The sequence below is a fragment of the Pseudonocardia sulfidoxydans NBRC 16205 genome, assembly GCF_007989085.1.
Taxonomy (GTDB): domain Bacteria; phylum Actinomycetota; class Actinomycetes; order Mycobacteriales; family Pseudonocardiaceae; genus Pseudonocardia; species Pseudonocardia sulfidoxydans.
In genome coordinates this window covers 1-17,845 of sequence record NZ_BJVJ01000102.1, presented here as the reverse complement: position 1 = coordinate 17,845, position 17,845 = coordinate 1, and the positions used below count along the sequence as shown (strand labels likewise).

Genomic DNA, 17,845 nt, shown 5'->3' with positions numbered 1-17,845 from the left:
CGCGGCGGCGCGGGCGAGGACGGTCTTGGCCTCGGCGAAGCGGTCGAGGTGCTGCAGCAGCGCACCCCGGTAGGCGAGCGCCATGGCGCGGGTCGAGTCGTCGGGGGCGCAGTCGAGGACCTGTTCGTAGGCCTGGCCCGCGCCGTCGTAGTCGCCGTCCCAGTGTCGGACCCGGCCCAGGAGCAGCGTGGCACTCGGCAGTGCGCCGGGGGCCGCGGCCGCGTTCTCCGCGACCTCGGTGGCCTGCTCGGCGAGGTCGACCGCGGCCATCGCGTCACGGGCGTAGAGCGCCGTCCAGCCCAGCTGCTCCAGTGCCTGCGCCTCCAGCTCGGAGTCGTCGCGGCCGCGGGCCAGCTCGAGGGCCTGCTCGTGGTCGGCGACGGCGTCGTCGTAGCGTCCGATCTGCGAGCACGCCCGGCCACGGCGGATCAGCGCGTGTACGAGCTGCGTGACGTCGCCCGCGCTGCGTGCCGCGCCCACAGCCTTGGACAGCAGCTCGACCGCCTCCGTGTTGGCGAACGCGCGGGCCGCCGCGGCCGCGGCGTCGGTCCAGGCCCGGGCCGCCGACGACCAGTCGCCCGCCGCCGCGAAGTGCCGCGCCGCCGACTCGGGACGGGCGTCGAACAGCCGTGCCGCGCGCCGGTGCCTGCTGATCCGCACCGGCGTCGGCGTGGCCTCGTAGGCCACCTGGCGGACGACGTCGTTGACGAACCGCATCCCGTCGGGCAGCGGGCGCAGCAGCCCGATCCGCACCGCCTCCGCCGCCCGCGCCGCGCATGTGTCGGGCCCGGTCCCGGTGAGCTGTGCGAGCGCGTCGAGGGTGAACGACGCACCCAGCACCGCGGCCTGCCCCAGCAGCTCGGCGATCTCCTCGTCGGCGGCCTCGATGCGGTCGGCGACGATGTCGCGCAACGACCGCGGGACCGGGACGGGCTCGTCGCCGGCGAGGGCTGAGGCGGGGGAGCGCAGCAGTTCGGCGACGAACAGCGGCGAGCCGCCGGTCCAGGCGTGCAGCCGGGCGGGGTCGTGGTCGGTCCCGGCGCGGCGCACCAGCTCGGCGACGGCGTCGACGTCGAGCGGGCCCAGCTCGATCCATCCGGTGGACACCTCGCGCAGCGGTCTCGTCGTCGCGCCCGCGCCGCGCTCGGTGACGAGGACCAGCAGCGGGCGGGGGCCGCGGTCGGCCGTCCACTCGCGCATCGCGAACCGCAGGGCCGCGACCGTCGAGCGGCCGGCGTGGTGGGCGTCCTCGACGGTGACGAGCACCGGCCGGGTGGTGCTGAGCCGGGCGAGGAAGCCGGCGAAGGCGTCGAGGGCGCGCCCGTGCTCGAGCTCCGGTTCGGCGCGCTCGTAGTCGGTGGCGGCGACGATGTCGCCCACCTCGGGGACCAGTTGCGCGAGGGCGCCGAGCCGGGACCCGGCGAGGGTGAGGACGTCGGCCGGGTCGACGCGGCGCAGCGCCGCGCGCACCAGCTGGACGAGCGGTTCCAGATACAGCGAGCGCTCGGCCTCGTGGCAGGCCACCGACAGCACGAGCGCCCCGTCCCGACGCTGCTCGTCGGCGAAGTGCTCGACGAGCGCGCTGCGCCCGACACCACCGTCGCCGGTGACGACGACGAGCCCGGGACGGCCCTCGCCCGCCCGGGCCCACTGCCGGCGCAGCGTGTCGAGCTGGGCGTCGCGGCCGACGATCGGGTCGGGCTCGTCGGCCGCGGGGGTGGTGTCGCGCAGCTCGTCGAGCAGGGCGCGGGTGGCGGGGGACGGGTCGCACCCCAGCTGCTCGGACACCGCGGCCTCGAGCGCCTCGTAGGCGGCGAGTGCGTCGGCGGGGCGGCCCGCGCGCGCCAGGCCCGTCATGACCAGCCGGCAGGCCTCCTCGTCGAGGGGGTCGTCGTCGAGGGCGGCGGAGGCGACGTGGACGGTGACGTCGGGGGCAGCGAGTTCGAGAGCCGCTGCAGCCCAACAGATCCGCGCCCGGCGGCGGTAGCGGGTGACGCGCAGCCGGACGTCGGACACCCAGCCGTCGGGCTGCTCGCCCGACAGTGCGACGCCGGCGGTGAGCATCCCGGTGGCGAGCTCCGCGCCGGTGGCGGCGACGGCGAATCGGCCGTGTCCGAGCTCGACCTCGGCCCGCTCGACGTGCTCGACCGCCTCGGCCAGGTCGGTCGACAGGTCGGTGGCGACGAGGCGGTAGCCGGCGGGGGTCCCGTCGATGCGTTCGCGGCCCAGCGCCCGGCGCAGCCTGCTGACGAGGGCGGCGATGTTGCGGTCGGCCCGTTGCGGTGCGGTGCCTTCCCACAGTGCCTCGACGAGGTCGCCGACGGACACGAACTCGCCCGGGCGTTCCGCGAGGACCGCGAGGACACGCCGCGCCTTGCCGACGGGCACGACGTCTGGTGATCCGCCCTCTACGGTGAACGGACCGAGCAGGCGCAACCGCAGGTGGGCCCGGGGCACGCGCGGACTCTACCGGGGTCGCGGGGAGTGACGAGGCCAGGCGGCGTCTACTATAGTGGGCGCGCACATCCGATGATGAAGACCGGCCCCGCGCGACGGGACCGCCGACGGAAAGACAGTCGTCCCGATGTCCAAGACCGCAGTCGTTGCGCTGGGTGGCAATGCCATCACCCGCAGCGGACAGCAGGGCACGCACCCGGAGCAGATGGAGAACGCGCGGGCCATGGCGTCCGCGATCCGAGGTCTGCGCGAATCCGGCTGGAACGTCGTCCTCGTGCACGGCAACGGTCCGCAGGTCGGAAACCTCGCCATCCAGCAGCGCGCCGGCTCCGACCAGGTTCCCGAGATGCCGCTGCACGTGCTCGGCGCGATGACCGAGGGCCAGCTCGGCTCCCTGCTCGCGCTCGCCGTGCGCGAGGCCGGCGGCGTCGACCTGCCGGGCGTCGTCACCGTCGTCACCCACGTCGTCGTCCGCGGGGACGATCCCGCGTTCGGGCTGCCCACCAAGCCGATCGGGCCGTTCTACACGGTCCAGGAGGCCGCGCGGCTCGTCTCCGAGCAGGGCTGGGTCGTCGGCGAGGACGCCGGCCGTGGCTACCGTCGTCTGGTCGCCTCGCCCAAGCCGGTCGAGATCGTCGAGCTCGACGCGATCCGCGCCCTCGTCGACCAGGGACTGATCGTCGTCGCCGCGGGCGGCGGCGGGATCCCGGTCGTCGACGACGGCGGGTCGCTGCAGGGCATCGACGCCGTCATCGACAAGGACTCGGCCGCGCAGCGGCTGGCCAACGCGCTGGGGGCCGAGGCCCTCGTGCTCGTCACCGACGTCCCCGCGGTGATGCTCGACTTCGGCAAGGACACCCAGCGCGCGATCGGCGAGATCACCGCCGACGAGGCGCAGCGCCATGCCGACGACGGCCAGTTCCCCGAGGGAAGCATGGGCCCGAAGATGCGGGCCGCCATCCAGTTCGTCCGCGAGGGCGGAGCCACGGCGGTCGTCACCAACGCCGCCCGCGCCGTCGCGTCGTTGAACCCCGGAGCAGGCGACGACGCCGAGCCGGGCACTCGAATCGTTGCCGCCGATCAGCACCTGGGAGCCGCTCCGTGAGCATCCATCGCATCACGCTGTACACCGACACCTACGTGGACTCGGTGGTCCAGCTCTCCGGCACCCGAGCGATGCGCGGTCTCGACGGCGTCGTCTGGGCCTCGGCCGCGATGGCCACCCCCGCCAACGTCGAGACGCTGGCGAGCGAGGGGTTCGACACCTCCGAGATCGGGCACGCGGGCGCGAACGACCTGTTCGTCGCCGTGAACGCCGACTCCGACGAGCTCGCCGAGTCCGCGCGTGAGGCCGGTGAGGCCGCGATGTTCGCGCCGCGCACCAACGCCTCCGGCGAGGCCGCCGAGAAGCCGGCCCGCACCATGGCCCAGGCCATCGCGCGCCAGCCCGACACCAACGTCGCCGTCATCTCCGTGCCGGGCGACTACGCGACCCTCGAGGCGCACAAGGCGCTGTCCGCGGGCCTCGACGTCCTCCTGTTCAGCGACAACGTGTCCGTCGAGGACGAGATCGCGCTGAAGGAGCGGGGCAACCGCATCGGCCGCCTCATCATGGGCCCCGGCGCCGGCACCGCGATGCTGGGCCACACCTGCCTGGCGTTCGCGAACGTCGTCAAGGAGGGCAGCATCGCCGTCGTCGCCGCCGCCGGTACCGGCGCGCAGGAGGCGGCCGGCCTGGTCGACCGGTGGGGCGCGGGCGTCTCGCACGTCATCGGCCTCGGCGGCCGCGACCTCACCGCCAAGATCGGTGGCCTCACCGCCAAGCAGGCCATGGGCCGCCTCGTCGCCGACGACAGCACCGAGATCATCTTCTTGGTGTCGAAGCCGCCGAACCCGCAGGTCGCGCAGGAGGTCCTGGCCGCGGCCAAGGGCAAGAAGGTCGTCGCCGCGCTCATCGGCATCGACAAGGACTTCGAGGCCCCCGAGGGCGTCATCGTCACCCGCACGCTGGAGGCCGGCGCGATCGCCGCCGCCAAGCTGGCCGGCCAGACCCCGCCCGACGTCACCGAGGGCCTCGTCGAGCAGGTCCGCGAGATCGCCGACAAGCTGCCCGCGGAGCGCACCCTCGTCCGCGGCCTCTACTCCGGCGGCACCCTCTGCTACGAGTCGCTCGTCGTGCTCGGTGAGACGCTGGGCGACGTGTACTCCAACACCCCGCTCGACAAGTCGCTCGGCCTGCCCGCCCCCGAGGGCGCGCACACCTCGCTGGACCTGGGCGAGGAGGAGTACACCAAGGGCCGCCCGCACCCGATGATCGACCCGGAGGCCCGGATCGAGCTGCTGCGCGAGCAGGCCGCCGACCCGAAGGTCGCCGCGATCCTCATGGACGTCGTGCTCGGCTACGGCTCCCACGAGAACCCGGCCGGCGAGCTCGGCCCGGTCTTCAAGGAGATCCGCGACGCCGGCGGCCCCCAGGTCATCGTCTACGTCCTCGGCACCCAGCAGGACCCGCAGGGCTACGAGGCGCAGAAGAAGGCCTTCGAGGAGGTCGGTGTGCTCGTCACGCAGACCGCGCAGCGTGCCGCACTGGCCGCCGCCGCGATCGCCGGCCGCAAGCCAGAGATCGCGGCGATGTCGCTGTGAGCGAACGTCAGCGAGCGAACCATCGCCACAACGACTTCGCGAACTGCAGCCCGAGCGTCCGCGAGGGCGGGCTGTGAAAGCGCGTGGGCTGGCGCTCGTCTCGCACAGCACGAAGCCGCGGGGAGGACTGGTCCACACCCTGAGCCTGGCCGAGGAGCTGCACCGCCAGGGTGTGCCGGTGCACCTGCTCACCCTCGGCGACCCGGAGGTGGGGCTGTTCCGGCACACCGACGTCCCGAACACCGTCCTGCGCGCGCCCACGAGGGTGGGCGACACGTTGGACGACAAGGTGTTCGCGTCGATCGACACGCTGGCGGCCGAACTCGAGGGGCTCGCGGGCGAGTACGACATCATGCACGCGCAGGACTGCATCGCCGCCCGGGCCGCCGCCCGGGTGCGCGACGCGGGCAACCCGATCACCGTCGTGCGCACCGTGCACCACGTCGACGACTTCACGACGCCCGCGCTGATCAACTGCTCCAAGCAGGCGATCGTGGAGCCCGACCGCATCCTCGTCGTCAGTGAGCAGTGGCGGCGGATCATGCGCGACGACTACGGCCGCGACGCCGACATCGTGCCCAACGGTGTCGACCTCGGCCGGTTCGCGAAGCCCGAGGACGGCAAGATCGAGGAGCTGCGCGCGCGGATCGGCGCGGGCGAGGGCCGGTTCGTCTTCCTCGCCGTCGGCGGTGTGGAGCCCCGCAAGGGCACCGTGTACGCGTTCCGCGCGCTCGCGCAGCTCAAGCGCGAGGGCATCGACGCGACGCTCGCCGTCGTCGGCGGCCACTCCTTCCAGGACTACACGCCCTACCGGGACGCGGCGATCGCCGAGCTCGCGGAGCTGGGCCTGGAGGTCGGCCGCGACGTCCACCTGCTCGGCACGGTCAGCGAGGCCGATCTCGCCGGCTGGTACCACGCGGCCGACGCGCTGAGCTTCCCGTCGGTCAAGGAGGGCTGGGGGCTCGTCGTCTTCGAGGCGATGGCCGCCGGGCTGCCCGTGATCGCCAGCGACCTCGACGTCTTCCACGAGTACCTGGAGGACGGGGTGTCGGCGCTGCTGCCGCCCGTCGAGGACGCCGACGGCCTGGCCCAGGCCATGCGCACGATGGTTCGCGACGCCGCGCTGCGCGACCGGCTCCGAGCCGGCGGCGAGGCGATCCTGCCGCAGTTCAGCTGGGAGGCGAGCGCGCGCAAGCACCGCGAGATCTACGACGAGATCCGGCGGGGCACCGCCTGATCCGGCATCGTCCGAGTCGTCGAGCGGCCGCATCCCTCTCCCGGGATGCGGCCGTTCCCCGTAGGATGGGTGTGCGCCCCAGATGGGCCTACCGGGAAGGAGCGGCTGTACCGGCCGACGCGGCATCACCGTCGTCGAGCACCCCGCAGGCCCAGGGGCGCAACACTTTCCCGGTCCTCTGCGTGGGCAGCCGGCATGGGCGCACCTCCCCGGTGTTCGGACACCGACCGAGAGGACCGCAGTGCCCGCTGCCTTCAACCACACGATCATCGCCGCCCGCGACCGCGCGGAGTCGGCCCGCTTCTTCGTCGACATCATCGAGGCGCAGGAGGCCCCGTCGTGGGGGCCGTTCACGAACCTGCAGCTCGACGGCGGGGTCCTGATCCAGTTCGCCGACCTGCCGGTCGAGGCGTTCCCGGAGATCCAGAACCAGCACTACGCGTTCCTGGTCGACGACGCGCTCTTCGACCGCGCGTACGGCCGGCTGTGCGAGCGTGGGATCGAGCACTGGGCGGACCCGCGGATGCAGCGTCCCGGTGAGACCAACACCGAGCACGGCGGCCGCGGCGTCTACTTCCGCGACCCTGCGGGCCACTTCATCGAGATCATCACCGCGCCGTACGTGTGACGGCGGGGCGGGCGCCGGCCGGGCCCGTCAGTGCGGGTGGCCGTGCCCCGTGGGGCGGATCGCGAGCTCCGCGGCCCGCTGGACGACCTCGTCGGTGAAGACCGTGCCGTCACCGGCGAGGACGTCCTCGAGGGCGCCGAGCCACTGCGTGTAGTAGGAGTAGCACTCGCCCTCGGGGTGCTGGTCCTGCCATGCGGCGATGCGGGCGATCAGCGCGGCCTGGAACTGCGGCCACGCGAACAGCCCGGCGTCGTGCAGCGAGACCGCCATCGCGAATGCGCGGGACTCCCATGGCTCGGCGAACACGAGCTCGCCGTCGGCCCGGGGTGGCGACGACGTCTCGTCGGTGTCCAGCGGTGTCGGGGCGGGGCTCGTCGGGTTCTCCGACGCGGGGACGTGGGCGACGCCGCGTTCGGTGAGCAGCTGTTCGAGTGCCTCGGTGCGCAGCGCGGGGCCGGTGGGTGTCGAGCCGGCCCTGGCAGCGCTTCTCATGACCACTCCTCGTGCACGATGATGTCCGTCGTTCACTATAGTGGATGACGCCGTGATCGTGCGACCCTCACGGCAGGAAAGGGCGAGGGCTTCGACACCCTCCACGGCGACAACGGCGGCCCCCCGAAGGGGACCGCCGTTGCCGTGGCCGGGCCGGCGGACGGCCGGGCCGGGAGGGGTGGATGGTCAGGCCACCCGAGCTGCGAGCGCCTTCAGGGCGTCGGCGAAACAGGACACCGGAGCGGTGGCGACACCCGCGCCGACCTGCCCGATCCCCGAGTTGGCGTGCAGGATGCCGGTGGTCACCTTCGGCGTGATGCCGGTCTCCACGACCTTACGGACGTCGACGCCCAGCGGGGCGCCGATGAAGCCCATGGCCGGCAGCGTGAAGCGCGTGCTGGCCCCGGCGCAGATCGCCTGGAACGACTCCGTCGCCGCCGCGGCGTCGGACATCGCGCCACCGAGGAACGCCGCGACCGCGGCCGAGTTGCCCGCGGCCGGGCCACCCATGCCGGTGAGCTCCAGGACGGCGCTGTCGCCGATGTCCTTGGCCGCGGTGTCGGGGCCGTAGCCCGAGTAGTACATCGCGTCGCCCACCGGCGGGGCGTCGGTGATGTACCAGGCGTCGTCGTCGGCCAGCTTGATACCGAACGTGGTGCCGTTGCGCGCCATGTGCGTGACGATCGAGGAGCCCTCGACCTGGTGCGCCCACAGCTGCAGCGACTTGGCCGCCGCCATCGCGAGGTTCAGGAAGAACAGGTGGTTGCCGGCCAGGTACGTGCCGAACGGGACGCGCGCGGCGTCGGGCAGCGCGGTGATCTGGGGCAGCCAGGTGCGGGTGAGCAGGTTCGTGGCGGCCTGGGTGCGCATGTGCAGGTCGTCGCCCATGGTGATGCCCTGCGAGGCGACCGCCAGGATGTCGAGCTGACCGGCCTCGGCGATGATCTGCTTGACCGACGGGCCGGCCGTCTCGGCCAGGAACCTCAGCCGCGCGATCGCCGCGTCGGTGTCGCGGCCGAACCACGCCACCTCGCCCGGACCCTGGTTCAGCGACGAGAAGGCGCGCGTACCACCCTCACGGTTCTCGACGACCAGCGCCGGCTGCGACGGGCCCACCGCGCTCGCCATCGGGACGACGGCGTCGTGGTGGTTTGCGGCGTCGAGGGTGATCTCGCCGCTCTGCAGCAGCTTCTCGGCCTCGGCCACGTCGGCGGCCCAGCCCTCGGCGACCACGGCGGCGCGCATCGAGCGCTGCAGCGGGTCGGTGTGCTCGGCGTAGGGGAGCACCGGGCCGCAGTGCAGGATCATGCGTCCCTCGACACCGGGTACGGCCTCGCCGAACGTCGACACGTCGACGAGCTGCGGCACGCCCTCGTTGAGGCGGCGGACGACCTCGGTGTTCGCCTCGTCGATTGCGGCACCCGCGTCGCCGTAGAGGTTGCTGAGCGCGCGGACGGCGTCGAGATCGCCGTCGGCGGGGATGCGCCAGTCGACGTGCTGGACGGGGCGACCCTGCGCACGCACCGCATCGGCGAACATCGGGAGCCCGACGTTGACCACCTGGACCTCGTCAGGCAGTGCCAGCGGTGTCGTCATCGGGAGGTTCCTCCTCGGGGTCGGTCACTACTTCATCAAAGTAGACGCCGACACACTATAGGAGACACGCCCGTCGGGGACATCCCCCGGTCGGCCCCCCGGATCGGGGGGGCCGGGGGCCGGGCGGCGACGCCCGTGAGCGGCGATGGTCGCCATGGCGACCATCGCCACTCACGACACGCGGGGCAGGCTCAGTGGCGCAGGCCCGCCTGCTTGAGCAGCGGCATCACGTTCTCGCCGAAGTACTTGAGCTCCTCGTTGTAGTCGATGAGCCCGAAGATCATGCCCTCCATGCCGGCCTCGCTCAGCTTGCCGAGCTCCTCGGTGACCTGCTCGGGGGTGCCCACGATGGGGTAGCCGCCCCAGCCGGCGATGAAGCGTTCCTGCATCTCCTTCACCGCGTGGTCGAAGGACTGGCTGGCCCCGGAGCCCGCGATCTTGATGACGTTGCCCGCCGCGCCCCAGTCGCCCTCGTCGACGACCTGCTGGAACGCCCGCTCGGCCTCTTCCTCGGTGTCCCGGCAGACGACGAGGCCGTAGGTCATCGCGTGGATCTCGCGCTGGTACTCCTCGCGCGCCTTCTTCTTGAGCGACGTCGTGTACGCCTTGATGTTCTCCAGGGTGTCGAGCGAAGCGAAGTTGACGTCGACGTTGCGCGCGGAGAACTCGATGCCCGACGGCGAGTTGCCCGCGTTGATCAGCGCCGGGCGCGGGCCCTGGTGGGGCTTGGGGTAGGCCTCCAGCAGCTCGGCGTCGAAGTACTTCGAGTGGATCGAGAAGGTGCCCTCCTCGGTCCAGAGCCTGGTCACGAAGTCCAGCCACTCCTGGCCGTACGCGTAGCGCTCGTCGTGCTCGCGCTGCTCGGAGCCGAACATCTCCATCTCCGGCGGCACCCAGCCCATGACCATGTTCAACGCGAACCGTCCGCCGGAGATCCGGTCGACGGTGGTCGCCTGCTTGGCCGCGACGATCGGATGGATCGTGGGCAGGTGGGAGGTCGCGGCCACGGCGATCCGCTCGGTGGCCTCGGCGAGGCCCGCGGCCCAGGTGTAGGTCTCGAAGCAGTTGCCGTTGAAGTTCGTCGAGCCGCCGAACCCCTTCCAGCGCGCCACGGGGACCAGAACGTCGAACCCGAGCCGGTCGGCCCGCTGTGCGATCTCCTTGGTGTGCTCCCAGGTGATCTCGTAGGTCGACGGGGCGTGGCTCATGATCAGCCCGTACGAGCAGTTGGTGCCGAACAGCCCCAGCTTCATCTTCTGGTCGCCGAACAGCGGGTTGGTCTCGGTGCGGTCCGCGGCGGGGGTGGTCTCGCTCGCCGGGCGCGGGTCGGTCGGCGCGAGGCCGAGGCGCTCGTTGGCGGTCACGGTCATGGTCTTCTCCTGTGACGGGATCGTACGAAAGTGTCGTTCGCGCAGGTGGGAGTGCTGGTCAGCCCAGCTGGAACGGGTCACGGGTGCCGCCGGTGAGCTCGACGAACACGGACTTGTTCTCGGTGTACTCGTTGATGGCGTCGACCCCGTTCTCGCGGCCGACCCCACTGGCGCCGAAGCCACCGAAGGGCATGTTCGGGGCGATCACCCGGTAGGCGTTGATCCACACGGTGCCGGCGCGCAGCTTGCTCGCGATCCGGTGCGCGCGGTGGACGTCCTTGGTCCAGACCGCGCCCGCGAGCCCGTACGGGGTGTCGTTGGCCAGCGCGAGGGCCTCGTCCTCGTCGGTGAAGGTGTAGGCGGCCAGCACCGGTCCGAACACCTCCTCGCGGACGATGGTGTTCTCCGGGGTCACGTTGGTGACGACCGTGGGCTCGACGAACAGGCCGCCGCGCTCGGCGTCGGGCCCACCACCGCAGGCGAAGGTGGCGCCCTCGGCCGCGGCGCCCCGCAGGTAGCCGAGCACCTTCTCGTACTGCGGTCGGTTCGCGACCGGGCCCATCTCGGTCTCGGCCGCGGTGGGATCGCCCAGTTCGATCGCGGTGGCGCGGGCCACGACCTTCTCGATCAACGCGTCGTGCACGTCGGCGTGGACGATCAGCCGTGAGCCCGCCATGCAGGTCTGACCGGTGGCGGCGAACACGCCGGCGACCAGTCCGTTCGCCGCAGCGTCGAGATCGGCGTCCGGGAACACGATCTGCGGGGACTTGCCGCCGAGCTCGAGGGTGACCCGGTTGAAGTTCGCCACGGCGGCCTGGGCGACCTTCGCCCCGGTGGCCGACGAGCCGGTGAACGCGATCTTGTCGACGCCCGGATGGGTGGACAGCGCCTCGCCGGTGGAGCGGTCCCAGCCGGTCACGACGTTGAGCACGCCGGCGGGCAGGCCGGCCTCGTGCAGCACCTCGGCGAACGCGATCGTGGAGGCGGGAGCGTGCTCGGAGGGTTTGACCACCATCGTGCAGCCCGCGGCCAGCGCGGGGGCGAGCTTGAAGGTCAGGAGCAGCAGCGGCGAGTTCCAGGGCGTTATCGCCCCGACGACGCCGACCGGTTCCCGGGTGGTGAACCCGAAGTAGTTCGGGTTGACGGGAGGGACGGTCCGGCCTTCGATCTTGTCGGCCAGCCCCGAGAAATAGTAGTACCACTGGGGGAGGCTGTTGAGCTGCCCGAGCATCTCGCGCAGCAGTTTTCCGGAGTCGTGCACTTCCAGCCGGGCGAGGCGTTCGGCATTCGCGGCGATCGCGTCCCCACATTTCCGCATGATCGCGGCGCGCTGGAATCCCGTCAGCCGGCCCCATTCGCCGTCGAATGCGGCACGGGCCGCTGCGACCGCATCGTCGATGTCCTCCGGGCCGCCGTCGGCGATACGGGCCCAGGCATTTCCGGAATACGGATCGAGAGACTCGAAGGTGCGCCCGGATCGGGCATCGACGGACCTGCCGCCGATGAACAGTTTGAGCTCCTCCAGGGGTGTCGTCATCAACCTCTCCTCGTCGGCTCGCGACAACCGCGCGGTGCAGCGTCGCGAGCCGAGGTTAGGCAGACGGAAAACGCCTCTCATATCCGCGGACGGCAGTACTCCGATCCGTTCAGTGCAATTCGCGCGACAAGCCGACTGCGTGGTCGGCTCGCGCACTGAACGGATGGACGGCGGCGCTCAGCGGATAGGCCGTGCGGGGCGCGCTGTCTAGGCTCTGGACCCAGCGGTCCCTGACCGCGGTGTTCTGCGGGGGTCGGCGTTGCTGTGACCAGCAGCCGGCCGACGACGACCACGAGGAGGTGTCGCGACCGTGAGCACTCCTGGGCCGGCCGGGACGGGCGCCCCGTCCGCGCTGCTGTCGCGCTACCCCGTGCTGGACACCCGGAGTCTGGAGGAGGCGCGGGACGCCGTCACCAGGGTCTACCTCGACCACGAGCTCACCGCCCCTGGCGACGAGCTCCGGATGACGCTCAACGCCACGTCGGATCGCTTCTTCACGCTGGGGTACCTCACCTACGAGTCGGCCGCGACGCTGGTGATGCCGCCGACCGAGGACTGCTACCACGTGAACCTCACCGTCGCCGGGCGCACCGAGGCCGTCCGGTCCGACGGCGAGCGCGCTTCGACGGTGGCGCGAGGCAGCGGGGTGGTGCTGCTGCCGGACCAGGAGAACACCGTGCGGTGGTCGCGCGACGCCGAGCAGCTGATCCTCAAGATTCCGCGGCGAAGCCTGGAGAACCATCTGAGCGAACAGCTCAACCGCCCCGTTCACGACGTCCTCGACTTCGACTTCGGTATCGACCTGACGAGTGCGGCCGGCCGCACCCTGCTCTCGTCGGTGGAGTTCTTCGCCCGTGAGCTCGACCGACCGGGCGGGCTCGCCGACATGCCGATCGCCCGCGAGCAGTTCGAGGCATTCGTGATGACGCAGCTGCTGCACACGGGCCGGCACCAGTACTTCGACGATCTCGTCGCGCCGGCGGAGACGGTGCGCCGTGGCCGGCTCCAACCCGTCATCGACTACATGGAACAGCACGCGGACGAGTCGCTCAGCCCGCAGGAGCTCGCCCGGGTCGGCTGCATGAGCGTGCGCACCCTGCATGCGACCTTCCAGCAGGAACTCGGCGAGTCGCCGATGGCCTACCTGCGCCGTATCCGGCTCGATCACGTCCGCGCCGAGTTGCTGCGCTGCGATCCGGCGCAGACGAGGGTGGTCGACGTCGCACTGCGCTGGGGGTTCATCCACCAGAGTCGCTTCGCCCAGCAGTACAAGGAGCGTTTCGGTGAGCTCCCCCGGGAGACGTTGCGCGAGCGTGGTGGGGGGAGTGGCGCGGGCCGGGGGTGACCCCGCTCGTCGCCCTCGGCTGCATCAGGTCCGTGCCGTGGCCGCAGAGCCGCGGACCACCGCCGCCTCGACCAGTTCGGCCGCGAGCTGCTCGGCGCGCCGGATGGGCTCGACCGAGCGGGCGGTCTTCGCGCCGACGAGCCCCCCGTCGTAGAGCAGCTGGACGGAGCGGGCGACTTCGGCGGGGTCGGCGGCGCCCGCCATCGCGGCGGCGTCGGCGATCTCCTCGCGCATCCAGCGCCGGTGCTCGGCGACGACCATGTGGACGGAGTGGTCGCGGTCGGGGAACTCGGTGAGCGCGTTGACGTACAGGCAGCCGCGGTAGTGGCGGCGACGTGTGGCGGCGACCGCGAGGTCGAAGAACGTACGGATGCGCGTCATCGGGTCGGCGGGGCCGTCGGCGCTGCGGGCCGCCGCCCGCAGTGCCCGGTCGTAGCCCGCGCGGTCGACCTCGTCCTGTTTGGACAGCCAGGCCAGGACGAGGGCGTCCTTCGAGCCGAAGTTCTGGTAGAGGCTGGCGCGCGCGACGTCGGCCTCCGCCACGAGCCGGTCGACGCCGACCGCCCGGATGCCCTCTCGGTCGAACAGAGCGCCCGCCGCCTCGAGCAGCCGCTCGGCCGGCAGCGGCCGTCGGGGAGTTCCACGCACCACACCAGCATAGGCGCGCTGTCTGGCAGACCGATCGTTCTGTCTGTTAACCTCGGTCGTGTGAGCCCCGTGCTGCTGGTAGAGCGCCGCCACATCGACCTGCTCCGGGTCGTTGCCGCGGCGTGTCCGGGCGCTCCGTCGCGGGTGCGCTGAGCCGTCCCGCCGCCCGATCAGGGCCTTCCGTCCGTCGCGTCCGTCGCCGGACACAGCCACCTCAGGACCCCGTCGTCCGACGGCGTCGTCGACCGGGGCGCGCCCTTGCCCGCAGGCGCGCGCCGCGCGTTCGCAACCTGTCCCTCGGAGAAGGAGATCTCCCATGTCCCTGTTCCTGTTCGAGCTCGTGCCCGCCACGGCCGACCGGTCCGGCGCCTCCGCCGTCCTGGAAGAGGTCGACAAGGCCGCCGCCTCCGCCGGCGCGGAGTTCATCGAGTCCCAGGTGACCGGCGCGCACGACCGCGTGTTCGCCGTCGTCGAGGCCGGCTCGGCCGCGTCACTGGGCGACGCGTTCGCCGTCGCGAACCTCGCGAGCGCGACCGAGGTCGTCGGCCCCGACGAGGTCCGCCTCGTCGGGGCCGAGCTCGCGCAGATCAAGGCGGCGAAGCCGACCGCCGGCTACCTCGTCGAGTGGGACTTCCCCGACGGCCTCGACATGGACACCTACCTCGCCCGCAAGAAGGCGAAGGCGCCGCTCTACGCCAACGTCCCGGAGGTCGCCTTCCTGCGCACCTACGTGCGCGAGGACATGACCAAGTGCCTCTGCTTCTACGACGCCGACGACGAGGCGGGCGTGGTCAAGGCGCGCGAGGTCGTCGACACCCCGATCGACCGGCTCCACCAGCTCGCCACGGACGAGCGGTGACCGCCGCGCAGGTCGCGCCGGCCCCGGTCGCACCTCCCGTCCCCGCGGAGGTGACCGACCGGTTCCGCGAGTGCGCGAAGGACGTCGACCAGGGCCGGGGCGACCTGCGCGACGGACTGCGGTGGCTGGGCTCGCGAGGGCTCCTCGGCGGCGGGCTCGACACCAGGGTCGCGCTGATCGAGGCCATCGCGGGCGAGTGCATGAGTTCCGCGTTCTCGCTGTGGGCGCAGGGCATGGTGATCGACTACCTCGACCGCGGCGGTGCCGACGAGACCCTCGTCGACTCGCTGCGCCGCGGGGACGCGATCGGTGTCTCGGCGATGGCGCCCGCGCTACGCGACGTCGCCGGGATCGAGCCGGTACCGGTCCTGGGCACCCGCCTGCCCGACGGCGGTGTCCGCCTCGACGGCCCGATCCGCTGGGCGTCGAACCTGTTCCCCGACGCCGTCGTGGTGTCGCCGGTGCGGTTCGAGGAGGACGACAGCAGGGCGGTCGTCGGCTTCCGGCTCTCCGCCGACGGCGTGACCGTCCGGCCGTCGCCCACGCTGCTGGCCCTCGACGGCACGGCGTCGTCGTCGGTGGCGCTCGAGGGCGTGCACGTCCGGGCGGCCGACGTCCTCACCACCGACCTCACCGGGTTCGTGAGGGCCGTCCGGCCCGCGTTCCTGCTCACCCAGACGGCGTTCTGCGCCGGTCTGGCCGCGCGCGCCGCGACCGGCGCCGAACAGCACTGCACCGGGCTCAACGCCGAGCTCCGACCCGACATCGACGACGTGTGCGCCCGCGTCGTGTCGGTCCGCGACCGGCTGCACGCATGGGCGTCCGCGCCCGACGAGCCCGGCCCCGCCGACCTGCTGCGACTGCGCCTCGAGGCGTCTGCCGCGGCGGGCGACGCGACCCGCCTGGAGGCCACCACCCGTGGTGGCGCCGGGTACGTCGCGACCAGCGACGTCAGCCGTCGGCTGCGCGAGGCCGCATTCCTCCCCATCCAGTCACCGACGGAAGGACAGCTCCGGTGGGAACTGTCGCGCTACGCCTGACCGGCGCCACCAAGCGGTACGGCTCCAACGCCGTGCTCGACGGCGTCGACCTCGACGTCGAGCGGGACTCCCGCCTCGTCGTGCTGGGCCACTCCGGCAGCGGCAAGTCGACGCTGCTGCGGGTCCTCGCCGGGCTCGAGGAGCTCGACGCGGGCTCGCTGACCAGGCCCGACACCGGTGACGGCCGGGGCGCCGTCGTCGGCACGGTCTTCCAGCAGCCGCTGCTGCTGCCCTGGCTGACGGTGCGCGACAACATCGCGCTCGGCGGTCGCTACCGCGCCAACAAGGCCCGGTTCGACGCCGCGCATGTCGAGGAGCTCATCGACCTGTTCGGCCTGCGTGCGCAGGCGGACCTGCTGCCGTCGGCGCTGTCGGGCGGGCAGGCGCAGCGCGTCTCCATCGCGCGCGTCGTGGCCGTGCGGCCCGACATCCTGCTGCTCGACGAGCCCTTCTCGGCCCTCGACCCGGCGACGCGGCGCAGCCTGCAGGTGTGGCTGCGCGACGCGGCGGCCGCGCTGGAGCTGACGCTCGTCATGGTCACCCACGACGTCGACGAGGCGCTCTACCTGGCCACCGAGGTGACGTTGCTCGACGGCTCCGGCCGCGCCGCGGGGCACTGGCACAGCGACGCCCCGACCGGCCACGACGACCTCGCCGACCACCCCCTGCGGGCGACCCTGCTGGCGGGTTACCGCTCCCAGCTGGGCGCCGCGGCTGCCTCCTGATGGCCGGGTTCGACCGCCGCACGCTGCTGCGCGGTGGCATCGCCCTGGGCGCGACGGCCGCGGCCGTCGGCGGGGTCGCAGGAATCGCCGACCTGGCGACGGCGTCGCGGCCCACCGCCAGGAACGGCACCGCGCCGCGCATCGGCTATCTCCCGATCACCGACGCCGCGCCGCTGCTCGTCGCGCACGGGCAGGACCGCTACGCCCAGGCGGGTGTGGAGATTCCGCGGCCGGTGCTGTTCCGCGGCTGGGAGTCGCTCGCCCAGGCCTTCGTCGCCGGCGAGGTCGACGTCGTGCACCTGCTCATGCCGTTCGCGCTGCAGCTGCGCTACCAGCTCGGCGCGCAGGTCCGCATGGTCGCCTGGAACCACACCAACGGCTCCGCGCTCACCGTCCGGCCCGAGATCGACGACCTCCGCCAGCTCGCCGGCACGTCCGTCGCGATCCCGTTCTGGTGGTCGATCCACAACATCCTGTTGCAGCGCAAGCTCCGCGAGGTCGGCCTCACCCCCGTGGTGCGCACCGCGCCGTCGGTCTCGGAGGGGACCGTCCAGCTGGTCGTCATGGCGCCCGCCGACATGGTGCCCGCGCTCGACACCGGCACCATCTCCGGCTACATCGTCGCCGACCCCTTCAACGCCGTCGCCGAGATCAAGAAGGTCGGCAAGGTCGCATGGTTCACCGGCGACGCCTGGCGGGACAACGCGTGCTGCGTCGTCATGGTGCGGCAGGACCTGATCGACAACGCGCCGGAGACGGTGCAGGCCCTCACCGACGGCGTCGCCGGCGCCCAGCAGTGGATCGACGGCAACCGCCCCGATGCGGCGAAGCTGTTGAGCGGCAACAAGTACATGCCCCAACCGCTGCCCTCCATCACCAAGACGCTCACCCGTGCCGAGGACGACTACACGTCGGTCCTCACGCGCCGGCAGTGGCACGGCGAACGGATCGGCTACACGCCCTTCCCGTTCCCCGGTTACACCACGGCACTCGTCGAGGCCATGCGCGGCACCGTCGTCGACGGTGACGCGAGCTTCGTCGACCGGCTCGACCCGGCCACCGTGCACCGCGACCTCGTCGACGACCGGTTCGTCCGGCGGAGCATCGCCACCCTCGGCGGACCCGCCGCCTTCGGGCTGCCCGACTCGCTGACCCGTACCGAACAGGATGTCCTGGCATGAGCCTCGCCGACGTATTTCTTCCCGCGGAGGCGACATGAGCCTCGCCGACGTATTTCTTCCCGCGGAGGCGACATGAGCCTCGCCGAC

At 72.3% G+C, this 17,845-nt stretch carries 15 protein-coding genes; 9 read left to right on the top strand and 6 right to left on the bottom strand.

All coding sequences use genetic code 11. The features are described from left to right. Positions 1-2,457 (bottom strand): ATP-binding protein (locus tag PSU4_RS28100; protein ID WP_147115073.1); only part of this gene is annotated, 2,457 nt, incomplete at its 3' end. 127 nt (positions 2,458-2,584) lie between these two features. Between PSU4_RS28100 and PSU4_RS28095 the strand changes: the two genes are divergently transcribed. The 4 genes from PSU4_RS28095 to PSU4_RS28080 all read left to right on the top strand — a co-directional run bounded on the left by PSU4_RS28095 (position 2,585) and on the right by PSU4_RS28080 (position 6,965). Next, a complete protein-coding gene (locus tag PSU4_RS28095; RefSeq protein WP_147115070.1) occupies positions 2,585-3,562 on the top strand; it encodes a carbamate kinase in 978 nt (325 codons plus the stop codon). Then, on the top strand, positions 3,559-5,100 hold the full coding sequence (locus tag PSU4_RS28090; RefSeq protein WP_147115067.1) for an AllF/FdrA family protein: 1,542 nt from the start codon (positions 3,559-3,561) through the stop codon (positions 5,098-5,100). The genes PSU4_RS28095 and PSU4_RS28090 overlap by 4 nt, the downstream gene beginning before the upstream one ends. A 73-nt stretch (positions 5,101-5,173) precedes the next feature. After that, positions 5,174-6,337 (top strand): MSMEG_0565 family glycosyltransferase, encoded by a 1,164-nt coding sequence (locus tag PSU4_RS28085; RefSeq protein ID WP_186817228.1) that lies wholly within the window; start codon positions 5,174-5,176, stop codon positions 6,335-6,337. A 241-nt stretch (positions 6,338-6,578) separates the two neighbouring features. Next, on the top strand, positions 6,579-6,965 hold the full coding sequence (locus PSU4_RS28080; protein WP_147115061.1) for a VOC family protein: 387 nt from the start codon (positions 6,579-6,581) through the stop codon (positions 6,963-6,965). A 27-nt stretch (positions 6,966-6,992) separates the two neighbouring features. Here PSU4_RS28080 and PSU4_RS28075 read toward each other — a convergent pair whose 3' ends face one another. The 4 genes from PSU4_RS28075 to PSU4_RS28060 all read right to left on the bottom strand — a co-directional run bounded on the left by PSU4_RS28075 (position 6,993) and on the right by PSU4_RS28060 (position 11,960). Then, positions 6,993-7,457: a nitrile hydratase accessory protein gene (locus PSU4_RS28075; protein WP_147115058.1), complete on the bottom strand. Its 465-nt coding sequence runs from the start codon at positions 7,455-7,457 to the stop codon at positions 6,993-6,995. A gap of 186 nt (positions 7,458-7,643) precedes the next feature. Beyond that, a complete protein-coding gene (locus PSU4_RS28070) occupies positions 7,644-9,053 on the bottom strand; it encodes a YlbE family protein (protein ID WP_147115055.1) in 1,410 nt (469 codons plus the stop codon). A gap of 191 nt (positions 9,054-9,244) precedes the next feature. Beyond that, positions 9,245-10,423, bottom strand: a complete 1,179-nt coding sequence (locus tag PSU4_RS28065; RefSeq protein ID WP_147115052.1) for an LLM class flavin-dependent oxidoreductase — start codon at positions 10,421-10,423, stop codon at positions 9,245-9,247. A gap of 58 nt (positions 10,424-10,481) precedes the next feature. Continuing rightward, positions 10,482-11,960, bottom strand: coding sequence for an aldehyde dehydrogenase (locus PSU4_RS28060; RefSeq protein WP_147115049.1), 1,479 nt, complete (start codon positions 11,958-11,960; stop codon positions 10,482-10,484). A gap of 310 nt (positions 11,961-12,270) precedes the next feature. On the opposite strand from PSU4_RS28060, the gene PSU4_RS28055 reads away from it, so the two are divergent. Beyond that, entirely contained in the window at positions 12,271-13,305 is a 1,035-nt protein-coding gene (locus PSU4_RS28055; RefSeq protein ID WP_147115046.1) for an AraC-like ligand-binding domain-containing protein, read from the top strand. A 24-nt stretch (positions 13,306-13,329) separates the two neighbouring features. Here PSU4_RS28055 and PSU4_RS28050 read toward each other — a convergent pair whose 3' ends face one another. Then, positions 13,330-13,953 carry a TetR/AcrR family transcriptional regulator gene (locus PSU4_RS28050; protein WP_147115043.1) on the bottom strand — a complete coding sequence of 208 codons (624 nt, stop codon included), beginning with the start codon at positions 13,951-13,953 and terminating at the stop codon, positions 13,330-13,332. A 316-nt stretch (positions 13,954-14,269) separates the two neighbouring features. On the opposite strand from PSU4_RS28050, the gene PSU4_RS28045 reads away from it, so the two are divergent. The 4 genes from PSU4_RS28045 to PSU4_RS28030 are packed head-to-tail and all read left to right on the top strand — an operon-like array spanning position 14,270 to position 17,758. Continuing rightward, the gene (locus PSU4_RS28045; protein WP_147115040.1) at positions 14,270-14,812 is read left to right on the top strand and encodes a DUF4242 domain-containing protein; all 543 of its coding nucleotides are present in this window, start codon (positions 14,270-14,272) and stop codon (positions 14,810-14,812) included. Continuing rightward, positions 14,809-15,852 (top strand): acyl-CoA dehydrogenase family protein, encoded by a 1,044-nt coding sequence (locus tag PSU4_RS28040; protein WP_147115036.1) that lies wholly within the window; start codon positions 14,809-14,811, stop codon positions 15,850-15,852. Before PSU4_RS28045 ends, PSU4_RS28040 begins: the two co-directional genes overlap by 4 nt. Further along, positions 15,828-16,577, top strand: a complete 750-nt coding sequence (locus tag PSU4_RS28035) for an ABC transporter ATP-binding protein (protein ID WP_186817227.1) — start codon at positions 15,828-15,830, stop codon at positions 16,575-16,577. The genes PSU4_RS28040 and PSU4_RS28035 overlap by 25 nt, the downstream gene beginning before the upstream one ends. Continuing rightward, positions 16,577-17,758: an ABC transporter substrate-binding protein gene (locus PSU4_RS28030; protein WP_147115032.1), complete on the top strand. Its 1,182-nt coding sequence runs from the start codon at positions 16,577-16,579 to the stop codon at positions 17,756-17,758. The genes PSU4_RS28035 and PSU4_RS28030 overlap by 1 nt, the downstream gene beginning before the upstream one ends. Positions 17,759-17,845: the final 87 nt, after the last annotated feature.

Coding starts and splice junctions, on each gene's coding strand:
- PSU4_RS28070 (WP_147115055.1), bottom strand. CDS start 9,053: ATGACGACACCGCTGGCACTGCCTGACGAGGTCCAGGTGGTCAACGTC.
- PSU4_RS28065 (WP_147115052.1), bottom strand. CDS start 10,423: ATGACCGTGACCGCCAACGAGCGCCTCGGCCTCGCGCCGACCGACCCG.
- PSU4_RS28030 (WP_147115032.1), top strand. CDS start 16,577: ATGGCCGGGTTCGACCGCCGCACGCTGCTGCGCGGTGGCATCGCCCTG.
- PSU4_RS28095 (WP_147115070.1), top strand. CDS start 2,585: ATGTCCAAGACCGCAGTCGTTGCGCTGGGTGGCAATGCCATCACCCGC.
- PSU4_RS28060 (WP_147115049.1), bottom strand. CDS start 11,960: ATGACGACACCCCTGGAGGAGCTCAAACTGTTCATCGGCGGCAGGTCC.
- PSU4_RS28045 (WP_147115040.1), top strand. CDS start 14,270: ATGTCCCTGTTCCTGTTCGAGCTCGTGCCCGCCACGGCCGACCGGTCC.
- PSU4_RS28075 (WP_147115058.1), bottom strand. CDS start 7,457: ATGAGAAGCGCTGCCAGGGCCGGCTCGACACCCACCGGCCCCGCGCTG.